Raw genomic sequence first — 25,429 nt, forward strand, 5'->3', positions numbered from 1 at the left:
CAACCGGAGCAATCGTCATGTCGATGCAGAATGTGGCCGCCCCTGCGCTCGGCTTCACTCCGCCCAAGCGCAACGAGCTGACACATATCCCCGGCGACGAAGGCTGGCCGATCATCGGCAAGACCTTTCAGGTCCTCGCCGACCCCAAGGGGCACATCGAGTCGAACGGCGCCAAATACGGCCTGGTCTATCGCACGCATTTCTTCGGCGAGACCAATGTCGTGCTGCTCGGCCCCGAGGCCAACGAGCTCGTGCTGTTCGACCAGCAAAAGCTGTTCTCCTCGACCCATGGCTGGAACAAGGTGCTCGGCCTGTTGTTCCCGCGCGGATTGATGCTGCTGGATTTCGAGGAGCACCGGCTGCATCGCAAGGCGCTGTCGGTCGCGTTCAAGTCCGGCCCGATGAAGTCGTATCTGAGCGATCTCGACCGCGGCATCGCCGCCCGCGTCACGCAGTGGAAGGCGAAACCCGGCGAGATGCAGCTTTATCCGGCGATGAAGCAGCTCACGCTTGATCTCGCCGCCGCATCCTTTCTCGGCGCCGATATCGGGCCGGAGGTCGACGAGATCAACCGCGCCTTCATCGATATGGTCGCCGCGGCCGTCGCCCCGATCCGCCGACCGCTGCCCGGCACGCAGATGGCGGCCGGCGTCAGGGGGCGCAAGCGCATCGTCGCTTATTTCCGCGAGCAGATTCCGCTGCGACGCGGCAATCACGGCGGCGATGACCTGTTCTCGCAGCTCTGCCGCGCAACCCACGAGGACGGCGCCCTGCTCTCGGAACAGGACATCATCGACCACATGAGCTTTCTGATGATGGCGGCGCACGACACGCTGACCTCGTCGCTGACGTCGTTCATCGGCGAGCTCGCGGCAAATCCCGGCTGGCAGGACAAGCTTCGCGCGGAAGTCATGGCACTGGGGCTCGCCCCTGACGCGCCGAGCAGTTTCGACGATCTCGAAAAGATGCCGCTGTCAGAGATGGCGTTCAAGGAAGCGCTGCGGATCAAGCCGCCGGTGCCCTCGATGCCGCGCCGCGCCATGCGCGATTTCACCTTCAAGGGTTTTTCGATTCCCGCCGGCACCGCGATCGGCGTCAATCCGCTCTACACGCACCACATGAAGGACATCTGGCCGGAGCCGGACCGCTTCGATCCGCTGCGTTTCACCGAGGAGGCCCAGCGCAACCGCCACCGCTTCGCCTGGGTGCCGTTCGGCGGCGGCGCGCATATGTGCCTCGGCCTGCACTTCGCCTACATGCAGGCCAAATGCTTCGCGCGGCACTTCTTGCAGAACATCGAGGTATCGCTGGAGCCTGGCTACAAGCCGGACTGGCAGATGTGGCCGATCCCGAAGCCGCGCGACGGATTGCGGGTGCGGGTGAAGGCGGTGTGAGCATTGCAGTCGTCATTGCGAGCGAAGCGAAGCAATCCAGACTGCGTCCGCGGAAGCAGCCTGCATTGCTTCGTCGCTTCGCTCCTCGCAATGACGAAAACTATCCGGCCCCCTGATCGAACGCCTTGCGCAGGGCCACGTAGCCCTGCTGCTGCTGGCTCCAGTTGCGGCCGCCGGTCATCGCGCCGTCGATGACGAGGTCATGGCCGTTGATGAAGCTGGATTCGTCGCTGGCCAGGAACACCGCTGCATGGGCGATGTCATCGGGAAGCCCGGCGCGCGGGATTGGCTGCGCGGTCTTGTAGATCTCGCGCATCACCGCCGGCGTCTTCTCCGCCGCATCGGTCGAAAGCCCGAGCGCCTTGCCGAAAATGCCGGTCGCGATGGCGCCGGGCGAGATCGAGTTGACGCGGACATTGGATTCGCCGAGCTCCATCGCCACGCATTTGGTGAGATGGATCACCGCCGCCTTGGCCGCACCATAGACCATCGAGGACGAGAAGCCGGCGAGACGGCCGGCGATGCTGCCATTGTTGATGATGCTGCCAAATCCCTGCTTCTTCATGTGGGGTGCGGCGTGTTTCATGCCGAGCATGACGCTGCGCAGCAGGGTCGCCATCGCCGCATCGAAGCGCTCGACCTCGAGGCCTTCGATGCCGCCAGTCTGCGCCGGGCCGCCGGCATTGTTGAACAGGCAGTCGATGCGGCCGAATTTTTCGATCGCGAGCGCGATCAACGCCTGCATCTGCGCTTCCGCCGTCACATCCGTCTGGCGGAAGACGCAATTCGACCCGAGCTGCTTCGCCAGCGCCTCGCCTTCCGGTACACGCCGCCCCGCGATCACAATTTTGGCACCTTCGGCAACGAAGACTTCTGCAGTCCGCAACCCGATCCCGCTCGTCGCGCCCGTGATCACCGCGACCTTGCCATCCAGCCTGCCCATGGAATGTCCCTGTTTTCGAACCCCTTGACGCCAAATGGCGGACACCGATCGACGACGGCGCCGCGACGGTCGGCGCCGCAGCAGGCACTATTCCTGCCGGCTTCCGACAAGGCAAGCTTTGCTTGGGGCCGGCGACATGCGTAACATTCCTGGCGACCGCTCGATTGTCGAACGCATATCGCGACCGGACTGCGCATGGCGAAGCTGATCGACGAATTCCGCAAGGGCTGGCAGGGCGTGGCACCGCCATCGCTCGGCCTCAGCCTTGCGTTTGCGGTCGCCTGCCTGCTGGTTGCGACGCTGGCGCGCTGGGCTCTCGCCCATGTGCGGCCCGACGTCTATTTCACGCCGTATTTCCCGGCCGTGTTCTTTGCGGCCGCGTTCGGCGGCTTCCGCATCGGCATCATCACGGCGCTGGTCGGCGGTGTGCTCGGCGTCGTCGTGAACTTTGGCGATGCGCTTGCCGATAACGCGCGATTCGCCCTGCTGGCACTCTATTGGGCGGTCTGCGCGCTCACCATCTGGGGCGTCGAGCACTATCGCTCGCTACTCGTCGAGCAGCGCCGGATTTCCAGGCGCCTGATCGAGGAAGAAGACTACCGCAAGCTGCTGGTCGACGAACTCCAGCACCGGCTGAAGAACAAGCTGTCGACAGTGCATGCCGTGCTGCATCAGGTGCTGCACGATCAGCCGCAAATCTGGGCCCGGATCGATCCGCGGCTGCGGTCGCTTGCAGCGACCGACGATTTGATTTCGCGGATCGACAAGGCCGGCTGCGACATCCGCGACCTGCTGATCTCCGAGCTCGGCCCTTACGGCCATGTCCGCTTCACGCTCAACGGCGACCGGCTGTTCCTGCCGCCGAAGCTTGCGGTCACGCTGTCCCTGATGTTTCACGAGCTCGCCACCAACGCGGGGAAATATGGCGCGTTCTCCGCGCCGCGCGGGTTGTTGCAGGTGTCATGGACCGTCAGCGACGACCGTCTGACCGTGACCTGGGATGAAACCGAGGGCCCGAGTGTCGACAAGATCTCCGAGCCGGGTTTCGGCACCAAGCTGTTGAAGTCGGCGCTGTCGGCCTTCGACGGCAAGACGGAGGTCTCCTATCTCAGGACCGGACTTCATTGCACCATGCAATGCCGTATCCCCAAAGACGGTTAGACACGGCGCAAACGAAATCCGTTCGCGTGCGTCGTTCGCGGTTTCGCCGGACGCGTTGACGCCCCGTTAATGACGATGGGCTGCGCGCGTCGCATCGACGCAAAACACCACCGTAATTCTCCGGGCCCCTTAACCAAACTTAAGAGGGAACCGCGCAAGATCGCGCCCATTGCAAAGGCGCGCTGAAACAACAAGATTCATGACTTCTATGAACGACAACAAATATTCCGGCGCGAGCGAAGCCGAACTCGGATTCCTCAAGGAAATCGTTAGAATGCTGCCTGCCGGCCTGACCGTGCAGGACGCGCAAGGCGAACTTCTCCTGGTCAACGATGTCGCGGCCGCCCAGCTCGGCATGGACGGCAGCCGCCCCTCGCGCGATCTCGCGCCGCGCCAGAAAGCCTGCCGGCAGGCCCTGAGCTCCGGTCAGGCGGTGGTCGCCGAGGAAGCGCTCCACGACGGAGCCGCACGCCAGGTGCTGCTGACCACCCATCGTCCGATCCGCCTTGACGGACGTGAGCTGCTGATCTCGGCCTCCTCCGACATCACCGAGCAGAAGAATTTCGAGGACCAGCTGTTCCGCTCGGCCTATTTCGACGAGCTGACCGGCCTGCCCTCGCGGCGGGTGATCGAACATCGCGCCACCAGCCTGCTCGCGCAGGGTCGCGCCGGCGAGCGCTTTGCGCTCGCCTTTCTCGACGTCGACAATTTCAAGCACATCAACGACTATTACGGTCACACCGTGGGCGATGCCCTGCTGGTCGAACTGTCAAAGCGGCTTGGACGCGGCCTGCGCGATTCGGACATGCTGTCGCGCATCTCCGGCGACGAATTTCTGCTGCTGCTGTCGCCGATCAAGAATCAGGAGGAAGTCGCCGAATTCATGCAATCGACGCTGGAGCGGCTGACGGCGCCGTTCTTCATCGACAATTCGGAAGTGTTCGCCTCAACCTCCGTCGGCATCAGCCTGTACCCCGATCACGGAAGCAGCTTCGAGACACTGCGCCAGAACGCCGACATCGCGATGTACCGCATCAAGAACGACGGCAAGGGATCGGCGGCCTTCTTCGACTCCAGCATGGAGCGCGAGGCGCTGGCGCGGATGAAAATCGAGCAGTCGCTGCGGCAGGCCATCCTGGAGAAGCGCTTCTGCTGCGCCTTCCAGTCCAAGGTCGACATCCGCACGCAGGAGGTGAAGGGCATCGAGGCCCTGGTTCGGCTGCGCGACGACGAGGGCGTGATCCAGGCGCCGGGCTCGTTCATCAATCTTGCCACCGAACTCGGGCTGATCGACGAGCTGACCCATCTCGTGCTCGCCGAGATCGTCAAGTCAATCGACCTGATCAACGAGACGTTCGGTGCGGAAGCGACCATCAGCATCAACGTCGCGGCCAAGCAGGCCGGCAACCCCGAATTCATGCGCAGCTTTGCCCAGGCGCTCGACGACACCAGCTTTCCGCAGCGCTTCATGATCGAGGTTACGGAAGACGCCTTCGTCGCCAAGAATCATTTCCAGGCCGAGATCCTGCCGATGTTCCGCAAGCTCGGCGTCGCCATCTCGATCGACGATTTCGGCACCGGCTATTCCTCACTGTCGGCGCTGGCCGACATCACCGCGGACGAGATCAAGATCGACCGCTCCTTCATTACCGATATCCATAAGCGCCCACGCAACCAGGGAATCCTGCGCGCGATCGAATCCCTGAGCGAAGCGCTCGGCATGACCGTGATCGCCGAAGGCATCGAATCCTACGAGGAGCTCGCCTACCTGCAGGCTGCGACCAAGATCCGCTACGCGCAGGGCTATTATTTCTCCCGGCCGATCTTCCTGGAGGAGCTGAAGCTCGCAACGCCGATCTCCAGCGAAGCACGCGCCAGTGTCACAAACCGCTCGACGCAACAGAACCGGCAGGGCTATTCCCGGGCGAACGGATACCGGCGGTAACCCCGCGCCTTTGGTTACTTTGCAAAGCCTGAGCAGCCCGTTCCGGGGGTGAGGTCAACAATTGCATCTGCCGATTTCCTCGGCGGAAGCGATCCGGCGCGGCCGGGCCGGGACAATGTCACACATGCCCGTCGCGTGGTCCGCCGGAAGGTGGAATTGCAATGTCCGCACGGTTGTGCAAATCGCTATGACCAAAGCATTTCATCAGGAGGGACCACCGTGCGTCGATCACTCGTCATGGCAACCACCATCCTCGCCCTCGCCGCGGGCACCTCCGCACAGGCCGACGATCTCAAGGTCGCGCTGATCTATGGCAAGACCGGTCCGCTCGAGGCCTATGCCAAGCAGACCGAGACCGGCCTGCAGATGGGGTTTGAATACGCCACCAAGGGCACCATGACGCTCGACGGGCGCAAGATCGTCATCATCACCAAGGACGACCAGGGCAAGCCCGATCTCTCCAAGGCCGCGCTCGCGGAAGCCTATCAGGACGACAAGGCCGACATCGCGATCGGCACGACCTCGTCGGCCGCCGCACTCGCGATCCTGCCGGTCGCCGAGGAGAACAAGAAGATCCTGATCGTCGAGCCCGCGGTCGCGGACCAGATTACCGGCGAGAAGTGGAATCGCTACATCTTCCGCACCGCGCGTAACTCGTCGCAGGACGCGATCTCGAACGCGGTCGCGATCGGCAAGCAGGGCGTCACCGTCGCGACGCTGGCGCAGGACTACGCCTTCGGCCGCGACGGCGTCGCCGCCTTCAAGGAGGCGCTCGGCAAGACCGGCGCGACGCTCGCCGCCGAAGAATATGCCCCGACCTCGACCACCGACTTCACCGCGGTCGGCCAGCGCCTGTTCGACGCGCTAAAGGACAAGCCGGGCCGCAAGGTGATCTGGGTGATCTGGGCCGGCGCCGGCAATCCGCTGGCGAAACTCCAGGACATGGATCCGAAGCGCTACGGCATCGAGCTGTCCACCGGCGGCAACATCCTGCCGGCGCTCGCCGCCTATAAGGGTCTGCCCGGCATGGAAGGTGCCACCTATTACTTCTATTCGATCCCGAAGAACCCGGTGAACGACTGGCTGGTCGCCGAACACCAGAAGCGCTTCAACGCGCCGCCGGACTTCTTCACCGCGGGCGGTTTCGCCGCCGCGATGTCTGTCGTGGCCGCCGTCACCAAGGCGAAGTCGACCGACACCGAGAAGCTGATCACGGCCATGGAAGGCCTGGAGTTCGACACGCCGAAGGGCAAGATGATGTTCCGCAAGGAAGACCATCAGGCGCTCCAGAGCATGTATCACTTCAAGGTCAGGGTCGATCCGAATGTCGCCTGGGCCGTGCTCGAGCCGGTGCGCGAGCTGAAGATCGAGGACATGGACGTTCCGATCAAGAACAAGCGCTGATCTTTCTTCCTTCACCTCCCCCGCTTGCGGGGGAGGGGGCGCAGCGTGATCGCGGATACACTTCCAACCAAACCCGATCGAAAGTTTCGATGACGCTCTCCCTCGAAACCCGCGACCTCACCATCCGCTTCGGCGGCCATGTCGCGGTCAACAACGTCACCTGCAGCTTCCGGCCGGGCGAGCTCACCGCCATCGTCGGCCCGAACGGCGCCGGCAAGACCACTTATTTCAACCTGATCTCCGGTCAGCTCCGCGCATCGAGCGGCAGCATCCTGTTCGACGGCACCGACATCACCCAGCATTCCGCGCCGATGCGGACGCGCGCAGGCCTGGGGCGCGCCTTCCAGCTCACCAATCTCTTTCCGAATCTATCGGTGGAGGAAAACGTCCGCCTCGCCGTGCAGGCCGCTGACGGCACTCACTACGACATGCTGCGACCCTGGATGGTCCGCCGTGATCTGATTGCGCGCGCCGATACGATCCTGGATCAGGTCGCGCTCGGCGGCCGCCGCGGCGTCGCCGCCACCGCACTGTCGCATGGCGACCAACGCAAGCTCGAGGTCGCGCTGATGATGGCGCTCGAACCAAAGGTGTTCATGTTCGACGAGCCGACCGCAGGCATGAGCATCGACGAGGTGCCGGTCGTGCTGAACCTGATCGCGCAGCTCAAGCAGGACAAGAGCAGGATCATCCTCCTCGTCGAGCACAAGATGGACGTGGTGCGATCGCTCGCCGACCGCATCATCGTGCTGCATAACGGGCAGCTTGTTGCGGACGGCCCTCCGGCCGAGGTGATCGCATCACCGATCGTGCAGGAAGCCTATCTCGGCGTCGCGCCCAATAAAGTTGGAGGGAGCGCAGCATGACCGATCTGTTGAAGCTCTCCGGTGTGCACACTCATATCGGCCGCTATCACATCCTCCAGGGCATCGATCTCGCTGTCGCGCAGGGGCAGACAACGATGCTGCTCGGCCGCAACGGCGCCGGCAAGACCACGACGTTGCGCACCATCATGGGCCTCTGGCAGGCCTCCTCCGGCGAGATCAGACTCGCCGGCGAGCGCATCGAGAGCCGCGCGACGCCCGACATCGCGCGGCTCGGCGTCGGCTACGTGCCGGAGAGCATGGCGGTGTTTTCGGATCTCACGGTGAAGGAAAATCTGGTGCTGGCGGCGCGCGACGGGCCGCTCGACGACACCCAGCTCGACTGGATCTTCGGCTTCTTCCCCGCGCTGCGCCGGTTCTGGCTGTCGCGCGCGGGAAGTCTCTCGGGCGGACAGAAGCAGATGTTGTCGATTGCCCGCGCCATCATCGAACCGCGCAAGCTCCTGCTGATCGACGAGCCGACCAAGGGGCTGGCGCCCGCGATCGTGATGGCGCTGATCGAGTGTCTGAAGGAGATCAAGCGCAAGGGCGCTACCATCCTGATGGTCGAGCAGAATTTCTTTGCGGCCCGCGAGCTCGGCGACGACGTGCTGGTGATGGACAACGGCACCATCGTTCATCGCGGCGAGATGGCAGCCTTGGCCTCCGACGTGCCGCTGCAGGAGCGGCTGCTCGGCCTGAGCCTGGAGACTCATCAATGACCGAGCTCGCCGCAAATGATCCGCTGCCGAAGCCAAAGCGCGACATCGCGCCGATCCTGCTGCCGATCGCCGTCGCCCTCGTGATGATCCCGCTGATCGGCTCGCCCAGCACCTGGCTGACGCTGACGGCCGCGAGCCTCGCGATGGGCATGATGATCTTCATCATGGCCTCCGGCCTCACGCTCGTGTTCGGCCTGATGGACGTGCTCAATTTCGGCCATGGCGCCTTCATCGCGGTCGGGGCCTATGTCGCGACCCTGGTGCTGGCGCCGTTCGCGACCTCGCTCCAGGTGGATTCGCTGTGGATGAACCTCGCAGTGCTGGCGCCGGCGGCATTGCTGTCGATGGCGGTCTCCGGCGCGCTCGGCCTGATTGTCGAGCGGGTGCTGATCCTGCCCGTCTACGGCCAGCATCTGAAGCAGATCCTGATGACGACGGGCGGTTTGATCGTCGCCGAGCAGACGCTCTATGCAGTGTGGGGACCGCAGATCATCCCGACGCCGCTGCCGACGTCGCTGCGCGGCTCCTTCATCCTCGGCGACGTCGCGATCGCGAAATACCGCGTGCTGGCGACGCTGATCGGCCTTGCCGTCTTCATCGCGATTCAGCTCGTGCTCAACCGAACCAAGCTCGGGCTTCTGATCCGCGCCGGCGTCGAGAACCGCGAGATGGTCGAGGCGCTCGGCTATCGCATTCGCCGCCTGTTCCTCGGCGTGTTCATGACGGGATCAGCGCTGGCCGGCCTCGGCGGCGTGATGTGGGCACTGTATCGCGAGCAGGTCCACGCCTCCATGAGCGACGACCTCACCGTCTTGATCTTCATCGTCGTCATCATCGGCGGCCTCGGCTCGATCGGCGGCTGCTTCATCGGCGCGATCCTGGTGGCGATGATTGCCAATTACGGCGGCTTCCTGGTGCCAAAGCTCGCCCTCGTCTCCAACATCCTGCTGATGGTCGCCATTCTGATGTGGCGGCCGCGCGGCCTCTATGCGGTGACCAGCCGATGATGATCCTGTCAGGCGACCCGCCGCGCAACCGCGTGCTCACGCTCGTTCTCGTCCTCATCATCCTGGCGCTGGTGACGACGCCGTTCCTGTTCCCCGGGGCGAAGGCGCTGAACGTCGCGGCCAAGATCTGCGTCTTCGCCGCGCTGGTCGCCTCCTACGATCTGCTGCTCGGCTATACCGGCTCGGTGTCGTTCGCACACACCATGTTCTACGGGATCGGCAGCTACGCGATCGCGATCGCGCTGTACGGGATGGGCCCGAATTGGGGTGCGGTTGCAACCGGCATCGTGGTCGGCCTGCCGCTTGCCGCGCTGCTTGCGCTTGCGATCGGGCTGTTCTCGCTGCGGGTGGCTGCGATCTTCTTTGCCATGATCACGCTCGCGGTCGCATCCGCCTTCCAGGTGCTGGCCTCGCAGCTGTCCTGGCTGACCGGCGGCGAGGACGGACGCAGCTTTCAGCTGCCCGAGCTGCTCAGGCCCGGCACGGTGCTGATCTCCAAGAACGTGCTCGGATTCGAGTTCAACGGCCGCATCCTGACGTACTATCTGGTGTTCGCCGTCTCGGCCCTGATGATCCTCGCTCTGCTGCGGGTGGTGAACTCGCCGTTCGGGCGCGTGCTGCAGGCGATCCGCGAGAACCGCTTCCGCGCCGAGGCGCTCGGCTTCCGCACCGTCTTCCACCTGAGCTACGCCAACTGCATCGCCGCACTGGTCGCCGCCGGCGCCGGCATTCTCAATGCACTGTGGCTGCGCTATGCCGGCCCCGATACCTCGCTCAGCTTCTCGATCATGCTGGACATCCTGCTGATGGTCGTGATCGGCGGCATGGGCACAATCTACGGCGCGATCATCGGCGCCACCATCTTCATCCTCGCCCAGAACTATCTGCAGTCGCTGATGGGCGTCGCCTCCAAGGCGGCGTCGGAAGCCGGCCTGCCGCTGCTGCCCGGACTGTTGCATCCCGACCGATGGCTGCTGTGGCTCGGGCTGCTCTTCATCGCCAGCGTCTACTTCTTTCCGACGGGCGTGGTCGGGCGGCTGCGTAATCTCGGCAGCGACAAGAGCGCGGGCAGCTCGCATTAACGCGCGATTCATGATGCAGCGCGGCGGCTCGCTGGACACGACTGCGATCACGCAACGAGATTAACGCTCAGGTAACTGGCTTTCCTAAGCTTTACGCCATTTGTGTGCTGTATTCCTGTCCCTCCAGGGAGGGGGAATGCGCCAGGTCTTTGCAGGAATTGCAGCCGGAATGTTCCTAGCCGCGAAGCACGGCTGGGAGGCAGCCATTCGGCGCGGACCGGTGCTGTGGCTCACTTTGTGCGGCGTGTTGCTGGTCGCGGGGATCTTCGCGGTGACCGCCATGGCCGTCGGCGAATTTCGCGAACGTACCCTGACCAACCGCGAGCGCGAGCTGGAAAATACGGTGCAGCTGATCGCGCGGCACTTCGATCAGCAATTTGAAGATTCCGACATCGTCGCCGCCGATGTGATCGGGCAGATGAATCTGCCGGAGATCAGTTCGGCCGCGATGTTCCGCGAGCGCATGTCCGGACCCGCGACGAACCAGATGCTGCGGAGCAAGATCGGCCCGGTGTCCTACCTCGGCGACATCGCGATCTACGATGCCGACGGCGAACTGATCAACTGGTCGCGGCCCCAGCCGCTGCCCAAGATCAACATCTCCTCACGGGCCTATTTTCAGACCTTCAAATCGAATCCGATGGCCGAACCGGTGGCGCTGGAGTCGGTCCGCAGCTTCATCATCGGAAAATGGACCACGATTGTCGCGCGTCGGCTGAGCGGCGCGGACGGCAGCTTCCTCGGCACGATGGTCCGCCGGATCGATCCGGACAGCTACCAGAACTATTTCGCGTCCGTTGCGCTTGCGGAGGGCACGGCGATCTCGCTGTTCGACCGCAATGGCAAGATGCTGTCGCGCTACCCGCATGTCGAAGAGCTGATCGGCAGGGACTTCAAGGACGCACCGCTGATGCGCAAGATGCTGGCCGAAGGTGGCCGGCACACCCTGCGCGTCAGGGGCCCGATCGACGGCGACGAGCGCCTCGGCTCCGGGGCCTCGCTGTCGCACTTCCCGCTGGTCATCGTCGCGACCAACACCACGAGAGCCGCGCTGGCCGACTGGCGGCAGCAGACCGGTTTCATGGTCACCACCGCTGCGCTTTCGGCCACCGTGATTGCGCTGATCCTGTTCCTGATCGTTCGCCAGATCAACCGGCAGAACCGTGAGGCGCAGCAACGGCTGGAAGCGGAGCGCGGGCGGCTCGACACCGCCTTGAACAACATGTCGCAAGGGTTGATCCTGTACGATGCCGCCGGATACATCGTCACCTGCAACCGCCGCTACGCCGATATGTTCGGCCTCTCTCACGATGTCATCAAGCCCGGCTGTCACATCCGCGAGGCGATGTATCATCGCAAGGAGCGCGGCGCGTTCGAAGGCGATGTCGAGGCATTTTGCGCCGACGTCATGAGGATCGTCGCGGAGGGCACGGTCTCCACGAGAAGCCATCACTTGCCGAGTGGCCGAGCTTTCCAGGTCATCAACACTCCGCTCGCGCAGGGCGGATGGGTGGCCACGATCGAAGACATCACCGAGCGGCGCAAGCTGGAGCAGGAACGCGACCGCAACTACATGTTCCTGCGCGAGATCATCGACCACATCCCGTCGCAGATCACCGTGAAGGATGCTCAAACGCGGCAATATCTGCTGGTCAACCGGACCGCCGAAGAGCAATTCGGCCAATCGAGTGAAAACATCGTTGGCAAGACTCCCTTCGACATATACCCGGATGCCTCCGCCCGAGTCGTCACCGACGATGACAGCAAGGCGCTGAAGTCGGGCGAGAGATTGTTCAAGGACGAGCATGCCTGGCAGAGCCAGGCCAAGGGGATGCGCTACATCACCTCGACCCGGATCGGAATCCGCGACGAATCCGGCGAGCCGCGTTACCTCATCAACGTCGTCGAAGATGTCACCGAACGGCGGCGCGCCGACGAGAAGATCGCGCATATGGCGCATTACGATGCGCTGACCGACCTGCCCAACCGGGCGCTGTTCCGCGAGCAGATCGAGCGCGAACTGGAGAAGGTCGGCGGCGGCAGCCAGTTTGCGCTGCTCTATATCGACGTCGACGAGTTCAAGGGCATCAACGATTCGCTCGGTCATCACGTCGGCGACGAGCTGTTGAAGGGAATCGCGGCCCGCATCCGCAGCTGCCTCGGACCGGGCGACCTGATCGCGCGGCTCGGCGGCGACGAATTCGCGGTGATCCAGACCGGGATCAAATCATCCGCCGACGTGGTGTCATTCGTGACGCGGATCTTCGAGGCGATCCGCCGGCCCTATCATTGCTTCGGCCATCAGCTCTCCACCGACGCCAGCATCGGCATCGCCATGGCACCGCAGGACGGCACCGATCTCGACCAGCTCATCAAGAATGCTGATCTCGCGATGTACGGCGCCAAGGCCGAAGGACGCCGCACTCACCGTTTCTTCGAGCCGGAGATGGATGCGAGCGCCAAGGCGCGCCTGAGCCTGGAGCAGGATCTGCGCCAAGCCCTGGTGAACGGCGGTTTCGAGATCCACTATCAGCCGCTGGTCGACCTGCGCACCAACGAAGTCTCGGGATGCGAGGCGCTGCTGCGCTGGCGGCATCCCGAGCGCGGCATGGTGTCGCCGGCGGAGTTCATCCCGATTGCCGAGGACACCGGCTTGATCAACGAGCTCGGCGACTGGGTGCTGCGCATGGCCTGCAACGAGGCCGCGACCTGGCCGGCGCATGTGCGTGTCGCGGTCAACGTCTCGCCGGTGCAGCTCAAATGCGAGACGCTGGCACTGCGGATCGCCGGCGCGCTCGCGGATTCCGGACTTTCCCCGTGCCGGCTCGAGCTCGAGATCACCGAGGCCGTGCTGATCCGCGACGACGAGGCGGCGCTCTCGATCCTGCACCAGCTCCGCGCCATCGGCGTGCGCATCGCGCTCGACGATTTCGGCACCGGCTACTCCTCGCTCAGCTATCTCAAGCGCTTCCCGTTCGACAAGATCAAGATCGACCGCTGCTTCGTCGCTGATATCGCCGAGACGAGCGGCGCGCCTGTGATCGTGCAGGCGGTGGTGAACATCGCCGCCGCCAGCAACATGACCACGGTCGCGGAGGGCGTCGAGACCGAGGCGCAGCGCGAGATGCTGCGCGCGCTCGGCTGCACGGAGATGCAGGGCTATCTCTTCAGCAGACCGAAGCCGGCCAGCGAAGTGCGAAAGCTGTTCGGCCCAAACCACGCCTTGCCGGTGGCGGCGGTGGCCTGACATGGCGAAGCCGGGGAAAACGTCAGCCAAGACGGTCGACGTTGCGGATTCCTACGCCGTGCGGCTGATGCAGCATCTGGTGGTGCCGACCTTCGTGATCGACCCCAAGCGCCGCGTGGTGATCTGGAACAGAGCCTGCGAGCGGCTGACCGGCGTTGCCGCCTCCGAGGTGATCGGCACCAACAAGCACTGGCAGGCCTTCTACGAGACCAGGCGCCCTTGCCTCGCCGACCTCGTCTCGCTCGACCGCCCGGAACAGCTGCCGGAGTTCTATTCGGAATATGCCGCGCGCGGCCATAACGGGCTCGGCTTCAGCGCCGAAAACTGGTGCGTGATGCCGAAGCTCGGCAGCCAGCTCTACCTCGCGATCGACGCCGGTCCTATCCACGACGAGGCCGGCCATCTGATCGCGGTGGTGGAGACGCTGCGCGACCTCACCGACCAGAAGCGCGCCGAGATGGCCCTGAAGGAGCTTGCCACCAAGGACGGGCTGACCGGCCTGTCGAACCGCCGTGCGTTCGACCAGATGCTGATGAGCGAATGGGCCCGCGCCCAGCGGACGCAGAAGCCGATGGCGCTGCTGTTCGTCGACGTCGATCATTTCAAGCTGTTCAACGACCGCCACGGCCACCAGAGCGGCGACGAATGCCTGCGCGCGGTCGCGTCCGTCGTCAGCCGGCATGCCGTGCGCCCGCTCGATCTCGCCAGCCGCTATGGCGGCGAGGAATTCGCGCTGATCCTCCCGGACATGGATTGCGACGCCGCCTGCGCCATCGCCGACGAAATCCGCTGCGCTGTGATGGCCTTGCGGGTCACCCACGGCGCCATCGGGGCCGGCGACCACGTCACCCTCAGCGTCGGCGTCGCCAGCCACATTCCCGGCGAAACCGACGGCAGCCCCGACCGCCTGCTGGCGGCGGCCGACGAGGCGCTCTATGCGGCCAAACGGCTCGGCCGCAACCGCGTCATGTGTGCCGAACGGCTGCTCGCCGAGTTCGCCAAGCTCGGGCGGGACGGCGTGCCGGTTCCTGGCCGCGCGACCCGTAAATCAGCCTAGCCCAAATCAGCCAAGCCGGAAGCTGTGGAAGCGGTTGCCGGCCCCCCGCCAATCGGCTAAATGGACCCTCGTTGCACCCGTAGCTCAGCTGGATAGAGCGTTGCCCTCCGAAGGCAAAGGTCACACGTTCGAATCGTGTCGGGTGCGCCAGTCTCTTCCAGTCCGCGCTGGAGCCCCCACCCGAGTGGCCTTGTTACCGCCCGCGCTCAAGTCATCGCCGGCTCAGCGCAAGCTCAATTCAGCATCGAGATGATCGCCTGGACCTGGTCGGAAGCCGACGTGACCAGTCCGTCGTACGACGTCTGGCCGTGTGCGGCCGCCTTCAGGATGCATTCGGCTACGGCCGCTTTCAGACCGAAGACCGACTGATCGGGCGGCACGCTCGCCATCACGGCCTCCAGCGCCTGACGCATGGTTCGAATGAGTTCGGAGCTGTATTGCATGGACTGTCCTCCGGCGGCTCATATTAGAGCGCATGCCCATGCTTGCCACTCACAAGCCTGAGATTGCTTTTTGATGGACTGGTACATCCCGCAGCGGCGGCCAGCCTGTGTCGACCGCTGAATCACATCACCTCGCGCTTCTCATCGCTCAATTGTATCATCTTGCCATGAGCGAATCCGACACGGTGACCGGCGAGACCTCGCCCGTCCGCAAGATCATCCATATCGACATGGATGCCTTCTACGCGTCCGTGGAACAACGCGATCATCCGGAGCTGCGCGGAAAGCCGGTCGCGGTCGGAGGCTCCGCGGAACGTGGCGTCGTCGCCGCCGCCAGCTATGAGGCCCGCGAGTTCGGCGTTCGCTCCGCCATGCCGTCCGTGACGGCGAAGCGACAATGTCCCGATCTGATCTTCGTCAAGCCGCGCTTCGAGGTCTACAAGGCGATCTCCAGGCAGATCCGCGACATCTTCGCGGAGCATACCGCCATCATCGAGCCGTTGTCGCTCGACGAGGCCTATCTCGACGTGACCGAAAACCTGCAAGGCATTCCGCTGGCACGCGACATTGCACTCAAGATCCGCGAGAGGATCAAGGCCGAGACGGGTCTCAACGCGTCGGCCGGCATCTCCTACAACAAGTTCCTGGCCAAGCTCGCCTCCGATCATCGCAAGCCCAACGGTCAGTTCGTGATCTCACCGGAGATGGGACCCGCCTTCGTCGAGACGCTGCCCGTCGGCAAATTCCATGGGATAGGCCCGGCCACGGGCGCGAAGATGAACGCGCTCGGCATGTTCACCGGTCTCGATATTCGTCGTCAGACGCTGGAGTTCATGAATGCGAATTTCGGCAAGTCGGGCGCCTATTACTACTGGATCTCGCGCGGTGTCGACGAACGGCCGGTCCGGGCCAACCGGGTCCGCAAGTCCATCGGCGCGGAGACCACGTTCTCAAGCGATCTCACCGAATTCGACACGCTGGTCGCCGAGCTCAAGCCGCTCGTCGACAAGGTGTGGCGCCATTGCGAGGCGACGGGCAGCCGCGGCCGCACCGTCACCTTGAAGATCAAGTTTGCCGATTTCGAGATCATCACGCGCAGCAGGTCCGCTCTTTCGCCGGTTGCAGGCCGGGACGATCTTGAGCGGCTGGCTTGCGGTCTGCTCGAAGGCGAGATGCCGCTGCCGAAGAGCGTCAGGCTCCTAGGAGTCTCGCTGTCTTCCCTCCAGGCCGGGGACGATGCGGAGCCGCCGCAACTGACTCTCGGCATCTGAACCAAACTGACGGGCTTTCCGCGGACGCAGACAGCCACGTAGAGCGCGCTCGCCACGCGAATCTACGGTGGCGGGTTTTCAGACTCGCCACCGAAGGTCGATCCCCTGGGCCCGATCAATGCCTCACGTGCTCGAACACGACGATCACGCCGGTCGGCTCGGGCTCGTGCGCCATCAGGCGTGTCAGCTCGGAATCGCCCCAATCGGCGAGGCTGACGACTTCGCCGCTCTGGCGCTCGGTGCCGGGGGGCGCCGTGGGCTCGACGACCTTCAGCCCTGTCTCATCGACGAAGAAAGTGTGTTCGCCGAACATGCTGTTGAGCTGCGGCATGGCGGGATGCTCGTCGGGCAGCACCTGAGCGCCGAGCTGGTTGACGGTCTGCTTCACCTGTTCGGATGTGAGCTTCATGAGCTGCTCCGTTTCTGTCACGTCGGTTTCATTGAGCTGAGCCAGACCGGGCGTTCCCTGCGCCGATGTTCGCCTGGCCTATCTCCCGAACAGGTGCTCCGCACAAATGTTCCCGAAAAATGCATTTCGTGATCACGGGTTCCGCCCTGCCGCGCTTGCGGCACGAGATCGCCACAGGACGCACATGATTCGGCATCCCCAGAGCCGAATCCAAGAGCCAAATTCCAAGAGCCGAATTCGCTACTCGCTTCTGTTCTCGCCGACGGACAGCGCGCAGATGCGTGACAGATATGTGTAGGGGAGCCCGGTCTCCTCGGCCCAGGCATTGAACTGCGCCTGCACTTTTGCCAGATCGCCTTTCGACTTGACCTCTTCGGCGATGTCGAGACCGGCATCGCGCAGGCAGGCCACGACGTCCCTGGACGTCACAAAGCCGTCCCAGCCGACGAACCGCAGCAGCATCTGGCCGGTATTGCCACCCAACCGGCTGCCGCGCTTGCTCAGGAGATCGAGCAGGCCGATCTGGTCGGATGGCGGCCACTTCGCCAGAAACCTGCCGAAGCTGCCGTGCTCTCTTGCGATCTCCTGGACGAAGGCCGCGTTGTCGCGCACTGACCTGATCTTGGCACCGTTGCGCACGATGCGCGCGTTGCGCAGCAGGCCCTCCCAATAATCCTCCGGCTGGAAGGTGAGCTTGGCCGGCTGGAAACGCAGGAAGGCCTCTTCAAACCCGTCCCATTTCGTCTCGATCACGCTCCAGGCAAAGCCCGCGCAAAACACACGCTTCGTCATCTCGGCGAGGATGCGATCGTCACCGCGTTTGGCGAGGCCCTTCAGGTCGGGCTTTTCGGGCATCAGCTTTTCCAGCGCCTTGGCCCCGCCCTTGCGTTTTTCGGCGCGCGCACGAATGGTCTTGAAGGAGGTCATGGGGAGACGAGCTGTTGGGGACACGAGCTGTTGAGGATACGCCACGACATCAGAATTCGATGATCCGGTCCAGCCCGGCGACGCTTCGATACTTGCAGCCGCGGATGCGCCGCAGCATACTGCCCGCGTTGAATTGGCGAGAGACGCGGCTGGTCTGCTTCTTGCGTTCAGATATTTTGCAATCCCGAGCATTCTTGACGTCTCACCCCTGGATTTCCAATGCGCTGTCTGGTCGTGGCCGACCTGCACTATTCGCTGCCTCAGCTCGACTGGCTCGTCAGCGCCGCTCCGCAATTCGACCTCGTGATCTTCGCCGGCGATGCGCTCGACATCGGCTCGATGGTGGATTTTCGCGCGCAGATCGTGGTGGTGAAGAAGTACCTCGCGCTGCTCGCAGCGAAGACCCGCGTGATCCTCTGCTCCGGCAATCACGATCTCGACGAGCGCAATGCGGAAGGCGAAAAGATCTCGCGCTGGATTTCGGAGGTGCGCGAGTTGGGCATTGCCTGCGACGGCGACGGCCTCACCGTCGGCGACACGCTGTTCACGGTGTGCCCATGGTGGGATGGGCCTCTAGTCAAGCAACGCCTCGTCGCGCAGCTCGGCGCGGCCGCGGCCGGCCGGCCACGGCGCTGGATCTGGATCCATCATGCGCCGCCGGCGGATTCACCGACGAGCTGGGGCGGCAAACGCTTCTTCGGCGACGTCGAGCTGGTGCAATGGATCATGCAGTATCAGCCCTCGATGGTGATCTCGGGGCATGTGCATCAATCGCCGTTCATTACCGATGGTTCGTGGTTCGACCGGCTCGGCCAGACCTGGGTGTTCAACGCGGGCCTGCAGCCGGACCGACCGCCAACGTATATCGTGCTGGACCTCGATGCGGACAGGGCGTTCTGGCTTGCGGCCGGCGAGGCGCAATGGATCGATCTTGGCGCGCCGCTGAATCGGCCCGCCGCTCCGATCGAGACGCCGCCCGACTGGCTCACATTCTTGGATCGGATTGCCGATCCGAGCCTGGCGAGACCTCGAGCGGCGGCAGGTTGATCATGCTCTGGAGCACCTCGCCGACCATGGCCAGATGCGTGCCGTGGCCGGCGTATTGCTGCTTGAGATCGGCGAGATAGGTGTTGGCGACATTGAGCCGCTGCGCCAGCATCTTGGCGATCAGGAGTGCCACGCCCGCCTCCTGCTTGAGGAACGAGGCGGCATCCTCGAATTCGTAGACGACGGAGTCAGAGCAGGCCCGTACGGTCGCAGTGTGCGGCTGCCCCAGCAGCACCGACATTTCGCCCAGCACCGCGCCGGGCTCGGCCACCGTGGCGACCACCATCTCGCCCTTGAGCACTTCGAGCTTGCCCTGCATCAGCACATAGAGATGACCGGTGGTGCCGCCCTCGGCCACGATAGTCGTGCCGGCCGCAACCTGCCGCTCCGTCCCACCGGTGCAATAATCCAGAACTGCACGCATCCGACCAAGCTCCCGTCGCAGGGAGATACTAGGGCACGATCGGCGTCGCGCGCTTGCTCAAATTTGTGGCAAGCCCCGCACCCGCGACAGATGCTTCGCAAGATGGACCGACTGCCAGTCTCCGAGACCAGTGTCCTCGAACCCTGCCTTTTTCGCAAGGCCGCGCATCTCCGCGTTCACACGCGCGGTCTCGGCCGCAATCATCTCGTGACCGAGATCGCTCGCGTGCTTCTCCATGGCTGTCATCATGCGGAGGCCGACGCCCTTGCGCTGAAAGACATCGGCAACGGAGATGGCGAAATCACCATGCCGTGCAGCCACATCGTAGGCGTATCTGGTTTCGCCGACGATCGTGCCTTGCCCTTCCTGCCTGATCTCGGCGAGCAGGGTGAAATGACCGGGATGGCTAATCCTGGCGACGCATTCGGCCGCGACCATTGCAAAGGCCGCGCGCGCGCCCATGAAGCGCTTGTTGCGCGATGTCGTGGAGAGGCTCGTGAAATAGATCGAGAGGCCCTCGACATCGAACGCGCTGGCCGGCCTGATACGGACCGTGGCGTTCGCTTCGGCGGACTCGACAATGGCATCCAGCAATAAGCGTAACATGCGCGAGGCTCTCGGCAGGTTGCATCGAATGCACACCTAGCCGAGACCACGCGCTGACCGCTTGGACGGTGCTGCCAATCTTGCGGCCGAAAACGAACAGTTCGTTCCTCGGTGCCGAGCGTCACACGCGAGAGAGTGAAGGCACCTCCTCCGGCACGATCGCCTGCAGGCCGCCGAAGCGACGCTCGCGGCCGTAGAAGGAGGCCAGGGCCGCGGCGAGATCGCCCGCGTCGAATTCGGGCCACATCCGCTCGGTGAAGTGCAGCTCGGCATAGGCACCTTCCCAGAGCAGGAAGTCCGACAGCCGCTTCTCACCCGAGGTGCGGATGATGAGGTCGACGTCGCGCAAACCGGCCTCGCCGGTGACGAGCTGCGAAAACGCCTCGCGGGTGAGACTCGTCAGCGCCGCCGCCTTTGCCGCCGCGTTGAGGATGGCATCGCGCGCGGAATAGTCGACGGCGATGCGCAAATGAAGCGAGCTTCCGTGCGCGGTGGCATCTTCCGCACGCGAAATCGCATTGGCAATGCCGTCGGGCAAGCGGTCGCGACGGCCGATCACGGTGAGGCGAACGCCGTTCTTGACCAGGCTCTGCACCTCGTTGGCGAGATAGAAGCGCAGAAGCGTCATCAGCGCGGCGACCTCGGCCTTCGGCCTCCGCCAATTGTCGGTGGAGAAGGCGTAGAGCGTCAGCGTGCCGATGCCCTGCTTGGGCGCGGCTTCGACGATGCGGCGGATCGTCTCGACGCCGGCCTCATGGCCGCGCAGGCGCGACAGGCCGCGCCGCGTCGCCCATCTGCCGTTGCCGTCCATGATGATGCCGACGTGAAGCTTCTCGTTGCGGGACACAAGGTCACTTTGCATTGCAAAGTCTCCGGTCAAAAAAGGGGGAGGATCAGGTCGAGACGATACCGAGGCGGCCGAGCGGTGCCGCTTCGCGGCCGGCAGCCTTGGCGGCGTCGCGCACCAGGCGTTCGAGCACGGCGAGATAGTCGAGGAAGCGGCGGCGGCCGGCCTTGGTCAGGCGGCAGGTCGTGTGCGGGCGATTGCCCTCATAGCCCTTGGTCACCTCGACGAGGCCGGCTTCCTGGAGCACGGCGAGATGCCGGCTGAGATTGCCGTCGGTGAGGCCGCAGAGCTGCTTGAGATCGGCGAACGCCAGACCCTTCGGATGCGCCATCAGCGAGGTCAGAAGTCCGAGCCTCGCCTTCTCGTGGATCACGCGGTCCAGTCCTTCATAAGAGAAGGGTGCGCTGTCAGTCTTCGACATCATGGTCTCCGGATGCGAAATGCAGAATGCCCGCCATCACCGACTGCCCGATTACGAACGGCAGGCCCATGGTCCAGGGCGACAGCGTATGGGTTTGGCTCGCGAGCACCACCACCGCAAAACCGGACATGAAATACCATGCGCCGGCGAGCGCCACGGTGCGTGGCAGCGAACGGACCGAGGCGAAAATGCCGAGCGACACCAGGATCTGCCACAAGCCTGGCAGCAGCCACAGCGTTTCGCCCGCGAACTTCCACATCACCACCGCAAGCAGCACACCGGCAACGCCTGCAGGCAGGAACTGCTCGACGGCCTGGTGGATCATCGCATCGGCGAGTCCCGAATGATGGCGGCGCGAACGCGCGCGCATCTCGATGCCGATGATCAGGCCGGAGAGTGCGGCGGCAATGAACCAGCCGAAGAAGAAGCCGAGCGGCTCGCCGGTGGGATCGCCGAGCAGCCAGAATTGCAGGATCGCGGTGAGAAGCGCGACCGCGCCGGTCGCAGCCATCGTCGCCGGGCCGTAACCGCGGAACGCCGTGCCGGCCGCAATCTGGCTGCGGATCGCCACGATGTCGGCCAGTGCCTTGTCGAGATCGCGCATTGGCAACGCCAAAACCTCGTTCCGCCCATGCTTCCCGGGACTACCGGTCCCGTTACTTTGTACTGCAAAGTATATAGGATCGCAAAGCAAAGGCAAGCCCGAGCATCGCACCGATAGCGCCGGCTCTCGCCAGACAACTGCCGGTTGCGCGACAGCTCCTCCCACAGATAAGATGCGCGCGAACGCGCTCTTGGGGGGAAAGTATGTGGCTTAAATCATTCATCGTTGCGTCTTTATTGCAGCTGAGCGTCGTCACCGCAGCGCATACGGCCGGGCCGTTCGGCAGCGTCAAAATCGGCAACTGGGTCGGCGGCGCGTTCAGCAATGACGAAACAGGAGCCTTCTCGCATTGTGCCGCGACGGCGCCTTATGCCAACGGCGTCATTCTCGTGGTCGGCCAGAATACGGGGGGCTCGTGGATATTGAGCTTTGCTAGTCCCAGCTACCGCTTCACCAAGGGCGAGAACACCGCGATCGACGTCATCTTTGACGGACAGGAGCAGGCCAGACTGTTCGCCACGGCCAACCAGACGAACATGCTCAGCTCCGTCATGCCTGCGAACGTGGTACGAACGTTTCAGAAGGCGAGCCTCATGGTCGCGACGAGCGGCCGCACCGTCCTGAATTTCGACCTGACCTCGGCCGGGCCCGTGATTGCTGCACTGGCCAATTGCGTCACCAAGGTGAAAGCCGACGGGCTGGACAAGGCCGGAGACTTTACGAAGATCGCGGCAAAGCCGCAGGCGCCCGACAAGCAAGCATCACCGCCGGCCAGCAAGTCCGCCAAAGCCAAGAGCGGCACCGGCTTTGTCGTGAGTGCCAGCGGACACGTCGTCACCAATAACCATGTGATCAATGGCTGCGTCGGCGACATCAAAGGCAATCTCACGGGCGAAGCCGGGATGGTTTTGCGCGTGGTGTCGAGCGACGCCAACAACGATCTCGCGTTGCTGCAGGCGCCGTCGACGACCACTTTCAAGGAGTTCGCCCGGATCCGCGACCGCTCGATCCGCTCCGGCGATTCCGTCGTCGCGATCGGCTTTCCGTTCCATGGATTGCTGACTTCGGATTTCACCGTGACGACTGGCATCGTCAGCTCGCTCAGCGGCATGCGCAACGATTCGCGTTTCCTGCAAATCAGTGCGCCGGTGCAGCCCGGCAATAGCGGCGGCCCGCTGTTCGACACCGCCGGGCAGATCGTCGGCGTCGTTACAGGAAAGCTGGACGGGTTACGGGTCGCCGCTGCGACCGGCAACATCCCCGAGAACATCAACTTCGCGATCAAGACCGGCGCGCTGCGCGACTTCCTCGACAACTCCGTGGTGCCCTACCAGACTGCCGAACCGAAGGGCGAGATCAAGACCACCGACATCGCCGGCAATGCGCGGCCCTATACGATGCTGATCTCGTGCAACGGCACGGAGCAGGCTGAGGCGAAGCGGTAGCGGCAAGGCAGGCGGCGTCTGCGCGGCCGCGGATGGCGCGAACGCGATCCGGGCTACCAGTCAAACCGAGAGTTCCTTAATACGGCGCCACGGGCCGCGTGCGCCGCGACTGCCGCGGTTGCGGCAGGGACGATTGACCGTAGGCGACGAGCGGGTTGGGCCCGCAGGCCATGAGCCGGCCCGACACACTGGCCTGACATTGTCCATAGGTGCTGTAGGTGCAATCGCCGGGATACTCGTACCCGCCGCCCTGGGCACACCAGGGATAGTCGTGCGCCGCTGCCGGCGTGACGGCGGAGAAGCCGGCAAGGAGTGTCGCGCCGAGGCCCAGCAGTGCCAATTGCGTCTTGCGCATGATCCCAACTCCTATCCTCACAGCGCGAGATACGCGCCATATAACATCAGGTTTCGCCACGCCGTTTTATTCCAGATCGACTGGCGCTGACACGCAAGAAACCTTGATACGCAAGAAAAAAGCCCTGCCGAACGGGCAGGGCTCCAATCACGGACATCACAAGATCGCTACTCGACCTTCAGGCCGGCGAACTCGACGACCTTCTTCCATTTCTCGGTCTCGGCCTTGATCTCCTCGCCGAACGCCTCGGGCGTCTGTGCCCGCGGCTCGCCGCCGAGCTCGACCAGGCGTTTGGCCATGTCCGGCTCCTTTATCAGCGTATTGATCTCGCTGTTGAGCTTGGCAATGATCTCCTTGGGCGTGTTCTTCGGTGCCCCCATGCCGAACAGCGCGCTCGCCTCGTAATCCTTCACGGTCTCGCCGATCGCCGGCACGTCGGGCAGCTGCGGCGAGCGCTCCGCCGTGGTGACGCCGATGGCACGGAGCGAGCCGGACCGGATGTGCTGGATGATCGAGGGCATGTTGTCGAAGATCACCTGCACCTGGCCGCCGAGCATGTCGGTGATCGCGGGCGCGGCGCCGCGATAGGGCACGTGCTGCATCTTGCAGCCCGTCAGCGCCATGAACATCTCGCCGGACAGATGCACCGAGGTGCCGTTGCCCGAGGAGGCCATGTTGACCTTGCCGGGATTGGCCTTCACGTATTCGATGAACTCGGCGACGGTCTTGGCCGGCACGTCCTTGTTGACGGTCATCACGTTCGGCACGCGCTGGAACGAGGCGACCGGCGCGATGTCGCGCACGAAGTTGAACTTCAGGTTGGTGTAGAGCGAGGCGTTGATGTAATTGGCCGGATTGACCAGTTGCAACGTGTAGCCGTCGGGCTCGGCGTTGACGACCGATTCGGTCGCGATATTGTTGCCGGCACCCGGCTTGTTCTCGATCACGAATTGCTGGCCGAACTTCTCCGACAGCCGCTGACCGATCAGCCGCGCCAGGATGTCGGTCGCCCCGCCCGGCGGATAGCCGACCACCCATTTCACCGGGTGGGTCGGGTAATCGGCGGCAAGGGCCTTCGACAGCGGGCTGGCTGCAAGCGGACTGGCGGCGAGCAGGCTCAGCGCGGTACGGCGAGTGATCATTTCAAGGGTTCTCCCAACGTGTTGTTCTTGAAGCCAGACAGCTTGAAAATGGCGTCGGCGCGGTTGTAACAAAGCTTGCCGCAGGCGGAAAGTGCACGGGGCGCATCACGACGAAAGGATAAGGCATGGCGATCAAGGTCGAAGCCCTCGATCATCTCGTGATCAATGTCGCGGACGTCGCAGTGACCGCCGAGTGGTACGGCAAGATTCTCGGCATGGAAGTCAAGGTGTTCGACCCCGGCGGCGGCAAAGCGCCGCGGACTTCTCTTCAATTCGGTAACCAGAAGATCAACGTCCGGCCGCGCGATGCCGACAAGGTGGAGTGGTTCACCGCGGACCACCAGACCGCCGGCAGCGAGGATCTGTGCTTCCTCACCTCAGCAAGCCCCGACGAGGTGGTGGCGCATTTGAAGGCACATGGCGTCGCGATCGAACAAGGCCCGGTTCTCAAGCAGGGCGCCCGCGGCACGCTGCGCTCGGTCTATTGCAGGGATCCGGATGGCAGCCTGATCGAAATTTCGTCATACGAGGACGGCGGCCGGTAAGGCCAAGCCGCCTGCCCCACGCACCGTCATTGCAAGGAGCCCTTGCGACGAAGCAATCCAGACTCTCTCCGGGGAGGGATTCTGGATTGCTTCGCTACGCTCGCAAGACGGCCGAAAG

Annotated in this window: 25 protein-coding genes and 1 tRNA gene; 15 read left to right on the forward strand and 11 right to left on the reverse strand. The window is 63.9% G+C overall.

The window, feature by feature from the left end; translation table 11 throughout:
* The first annotated feature begins 17 nt into the window (after positions 1–17).
* Complete coding sequence (locus tag AC0L3K_RS00820; protein ID WP_354200234.1) at positions 18–1,394, forward strand: cytochrome P450; 1,377 nt, start codon at positions 18–20, stop codon at positions 1,392–1,394.
* 100 nt (positions 1,395–1,494) lie between these two features.
* Here AC0L3K_RS00820 and AC0L3K_RS00825 read toward each other — a convergent pair whose 3' ends face one another.
* On the reverse strand, positions 1,495–2,337 hold the full coding sequence (locus AC0L3K_RS00825) for an SDR family NAD(P)-dependent oxidoreductase (RefSeq protein ID WP_354166223.1): 843 nt from the start codon (positions 2,335–2,337) through the stop codon (positions 1,495–1,497).
* A 195-nt stretch (positions 2,338–2,532) separates the two neighbouring features.
* On the opposite strand from AC0L3K_RS00825, the gene AC0L3K_RS00830 reads away from it, so the two are divergent.
* The 10 genes from AC0L3K_RS00830 to AC0L3K_RS00875 all read left to right on the forward strand — a co-directional run bounded on the left by AC0L3K_RS00830 (position 2,533) and on the right by AC0L3K_RS00875 (position 14,975).
* Positions 2,533–3,498 carry a sensor histidine kinase gene (locus tag AC0L3K_RS00830; RefSeq protein ID WP_007598200.1) on the forward strand — a complete coding sequence of 322 codons (966 nt, stop codon included), beginning with the start codon at positions 2,533–2,535 and terminating at the stop codon, positions 3,496–3,498.
* Positions 3,499–3,706: 208 nt separating this feature from the next.
* Positions 3,707–5,443: a putative bifunctional diguanylate cyclase/phosphodiesterase gene (locus AC0L3K_RS00835; protein ID WP_035993821.1), complete on the forward strand. Its 1,737-nt coding sequence runs from the start codon at positions 3,707–3,709 to the stop codon at positions 5,441–5,443.
* A 237-nt stretch (positions 5,444–5,680) separates the two neighbouring features.
* Entirely contained in the window at positions 5,681–6,847 is a 1,167-nt protein-coding gene (locus tag AC0L3K_RS00840; protein ID WP_246648586.1) for a substrate-binding domain-containing protein, read from the forward strand.
* Between the two features lie 89 nt (positions 6,848–6,936).
* Positions 6,937–7,713 carry an ABC transporter ATP-binding protein gene (locus AC0L3K_RS00845; RefSeq protein WP_007598207.1) on the forward strand — a complete coding sequence of 259 codons (777 nt, stop codon included), beginning with the start codon at positions 6,937–6,939 and terminating at the stop codon, positions 7,711–7,713.
* Positions 7,710–8,432, forward strand: coding sequence for an ABC transporter ATP-binding protein (locus AC0L3K_RS00850; RefSeq protein WP_473365382.1), 723 nt, complete (start codon positions 7,710–7,712; stop codon positions 8,430–8,432). The genes AC0L3K_RS00845 and AC0L3K_RS00850 overlap by 4 nt, the downstream gene beginning before the upstream one ends.
* Positions 8,429–9,439, forward strand: a complete 1,011-nt coding sequence (locus tag AC0L3K_RS00855; protein ID WP_354200237.1) for a branched-chain amino acid ABC transporter permease — start codon at positions 8,429–8,431, stop codon at positions 9,437–9,439. The genes AC0L3K_RS00850 and AC0L3K_RS00855 overlap by 4 nt, the downstream gene beginning before the upstream one ends.
* On the forward strand, positions 9,436–10,521 hold the full coding sequence (locus tag AC0L3K_RS00860) for a branched-chain amino acid ABC transporter permease (RefSeq protein ID WP_354200238.1): 1,086 nt from the start codon (positions 9,436–9,438) through the stop codon (positions 10,519–10,521). The genes AC0L3K_RS00855 and AC0L3K_RS00860 overlap by 4 nt, the downstream gene beginning before the upstream one ends.
* Positions 10,522–10,657: 136 nt before the next feature.
* Positions 10,658–13,768 (forward strand): bifunctional diguanylate cyclase/phosphodiesterase, encoded by a 3,111-nt coding sequence (locus AC0L3K_RS00865; RefSeq protein ID WP_473365383.1) that lies wholly within the window; start codon positions 10,658–10,660, stop codon positions 13,766–13,768.
* A gap of 1 nt (position 13,769) precedes the next feature.
* A complete protein-coding gene (locus AC0L3K_RS00870; RefSeq protein ID WP_473365384.1) occupies positions 13,770–14,825 on the forward strand; it encodes a sensor domain-containing diguanylate cyclase in 1,056 nt (351 codons plus the stop codon).
* Positions 14,826–14,898: 73 nt separating this feature from the next.
* A tRNA-Arg gene (locus tag AC0L3K_RS00875) sits at positions 14,899–14,975 on the forward strand.
* An 83-nt stretch (positions 14,976–15,058) separates the two neighbouring features.
* Here the strand turns inward: AC0L3K_RS00875 and AC0L3K_RS00880 are convergent.
* Positions 15,059–15,268, reverse strand: coding sequence for a hypothetical protein (locus tag AC0L3K_RS00880; RefSeq protein WP_007598219.1), 210 nt, complete (start codon positions 15,266–15,268; stop codon positions 15,059–15,061).
* A gap of 167 nt (positions 15,269–15,435) precedes the next feature.
* Between AC0L3K_RS00880 and dinB the strand changes: the two genes are divergently transcribed.
* Positions 15,436–16,539 (forward strand): DNA polymerase IV, encoded by a 1,104-nt coding sequence (gene dinB, locus AC0L3K_RS00885; protein ID WP_007598220.1) that lies wholly within the window; start codon positions 15,436–15,438, stop codon positions 16,537–16,539.
* Between the two features lie 115 nt (positions 16,540–16,654).
* Here the strand turns inward: dinB and AC0L3K_RS00890 are convergent, their stop codons facing one another.
* Together AC0L3K_RS00890 and AC0L3K_RS00895 are read right to left on the reverse strand one after the other, a co-directional pair.
* A complete protein-coding gene (locus AC0L3K_RS00890) occupies positions 16,655–16,948 on the reverse strand; it encodes a hypothetical protein (RefSeq protein WP_007598221.1) in 294 nt (97 codons plus the stop codon).
* A 240-nt stretch (positions 16,949–17,188) separates the two neighbouring features.
* The gene (locus tag AC0L3K_RS00895) at positions 17,189–17,875 is read right to left on the reverse strand and encodes a DNA-3-methyladenine glycosylase I (protein ID WP_473365385.1); all 687 of its coding nucleotides are present in this window, start codon (positions 17,873–17,875) and stop codon (positions 17,189–17,191) included.
* Between the two features lie 219 nt (positions 17,876–18,094).
* Between AC0L3K_RS00895 and AC0L3K_RS00900 the strand changes: the two genes are divergently transcribed.
* Entirely contained in the window at positions 18,095–18,922 is an 828-nt protein-coding gene (locus AC0L3K_RS00900; RefSeq protein WP_473253888.1) for a metallophosphoesterase family protein, read from the forward strand.
* Here AC0L3K_RS00900 and AC0L3K_RS00905 read toward each other — a convergent pair.
* The 5 genes from AC0L3K_RS00905 to AC0L3K_RS00925 form a co-directional block, all read right to left on the reverse strand.
* On the reverse strand, positions 18,861–19,346 hold the full coding sequence (locus AC0L3K_RS00905) for a Crp/Fnr family transcriptional regulator (RefSeq protein ID WP_473253889.1): 486 nt from the start codon (positions 19,344–19,346) through the stop codon (positions 18,861–18,863). The two genes, AC0L3K_RS00900 and AC0L3K_RS00905, sit on opposite strands and share 62 nt — an antisense overlap.
* A gap of 57 nt (positions 19,347–19,403) precedes the next feature.
* A complete protein-coding gene (locus tag AC0L3K_RS00910; RefSeq protein WP_473365386.1) occupies positions 19,404–19,952 on the reverse strand; it encodes a GNAT family N-acetyltransferase in 549 nt (182 codons plus the stop codon).
* Between the two features lie 121 nt (positions 19,953–20,073).
* Positions 20,074–20,814 (reverse strand): di-trans,poly-cis-decaprenylcistransferase, encoded by a 741-nt coding sequence (locus AC0L3K_RS00915; protein ID WP_473365387.1) that lies wholly within the window; start codon positions 20,812–20,814, stop codon positions 20,074–20,076.
* Between the two features lie 31 nt (positions 20,815–20,845).
* Positions 20,846–21,220, reverse strand: a complete 375-nt coding sequence (locus AC0L3K_RS00920) for a winged helix-turn-helix domain-containing protein (RefSeq protein ID WP_007598229.1) — start codon at positions 21,218–21,220, stop codon at positions 20,846–20,848.
* Positions 21,207–21,824 (reverse strand): hypothetical protein, encoded by a 618-nt coding sequence (locus AC0L3K_RS00925; RefSeq protein ID WP_219679873.1) that lies wholly within the window; start codon positions 21,822–21,824, stop codon positions 21,207–21,209. Before AC0L3K_RS00925 ends, AC0L3K_RS00920 begins: the two co-directional genes overlap by 14 nt.
* Before the next feature lie 203 nt (positions 21,825–22,027).
* Here AC0L3K_RS00925 and AC0L3K_RS00930 point away from each other — a divergent pair, with 203 nt between their 5' ends.
* On the forward strand, positions 22,028–23,269 hold the full coding sequence (locus AC0L3K_RS00930) for a S1C family serine protease (RefSeq protein ID WP_473365388.1): 1,242 nt from the start codon (positions 22,028–22,030) through the stop codon (positions 23,267–23,269).
* A gap of 76 nt (positions 23,270–23,345) precedes the next feature.
* Here the strand turns inward: AC0L3K_RS00930 and AC0L3K_RS00935 are convergent, their stop codons facing one another.
* Together AC0L3K_RS00935 and AC0L3K_RS00940 are read right to left on the reverse strand one after the other, a co-directional pair.
* Positions 23,346–23,624, reverse strand: a complete 279-nt coding sequence (locus AC0L3K_RS00935) for a DUF3551 domain-containing protein (RefSeq protein WP_007598233.1) — start codon at positions 23,622–23,624, stop codon at positions 23,346–23,348.
* A gap of 167 nt (positions 23,625–23,791) precedes the next feature.
* On the reverse strand, positions 23,792–24,766 hold the full coding sequence (locus tag AC0L3K_RS00940; protein WP_354200249.1) for a Bug family tripartite tricarboxylate transporter substrate binding protein: 975 nt from the start codon (positions 24,764–24,766) through the stop codon (positions 23,792–23,794).
* 125 nt (positions 24,767–24,891) lie between these two features.
* Here AC0L3K_RS00940 and AC0L3K_RS00945 point away from each other — a divergent pair, with 125 nt between their 5' ends.
* Positions 24,892–25,311, forward strand: a complete 420-nt coding sequence (locus AC0L3K_RS00945) for a VOC family protein (RefSeq protein ID WP_007598236.1) — start codon at positions 24,892–24,894, stop codon at positions 25,309–25,311.
* Positions 25,312–25,429 lie beyond the last annotated feature (118 nt).

Source organism: Bradyrhizobium sp. MI1.10, assembly GCF_055811035.1.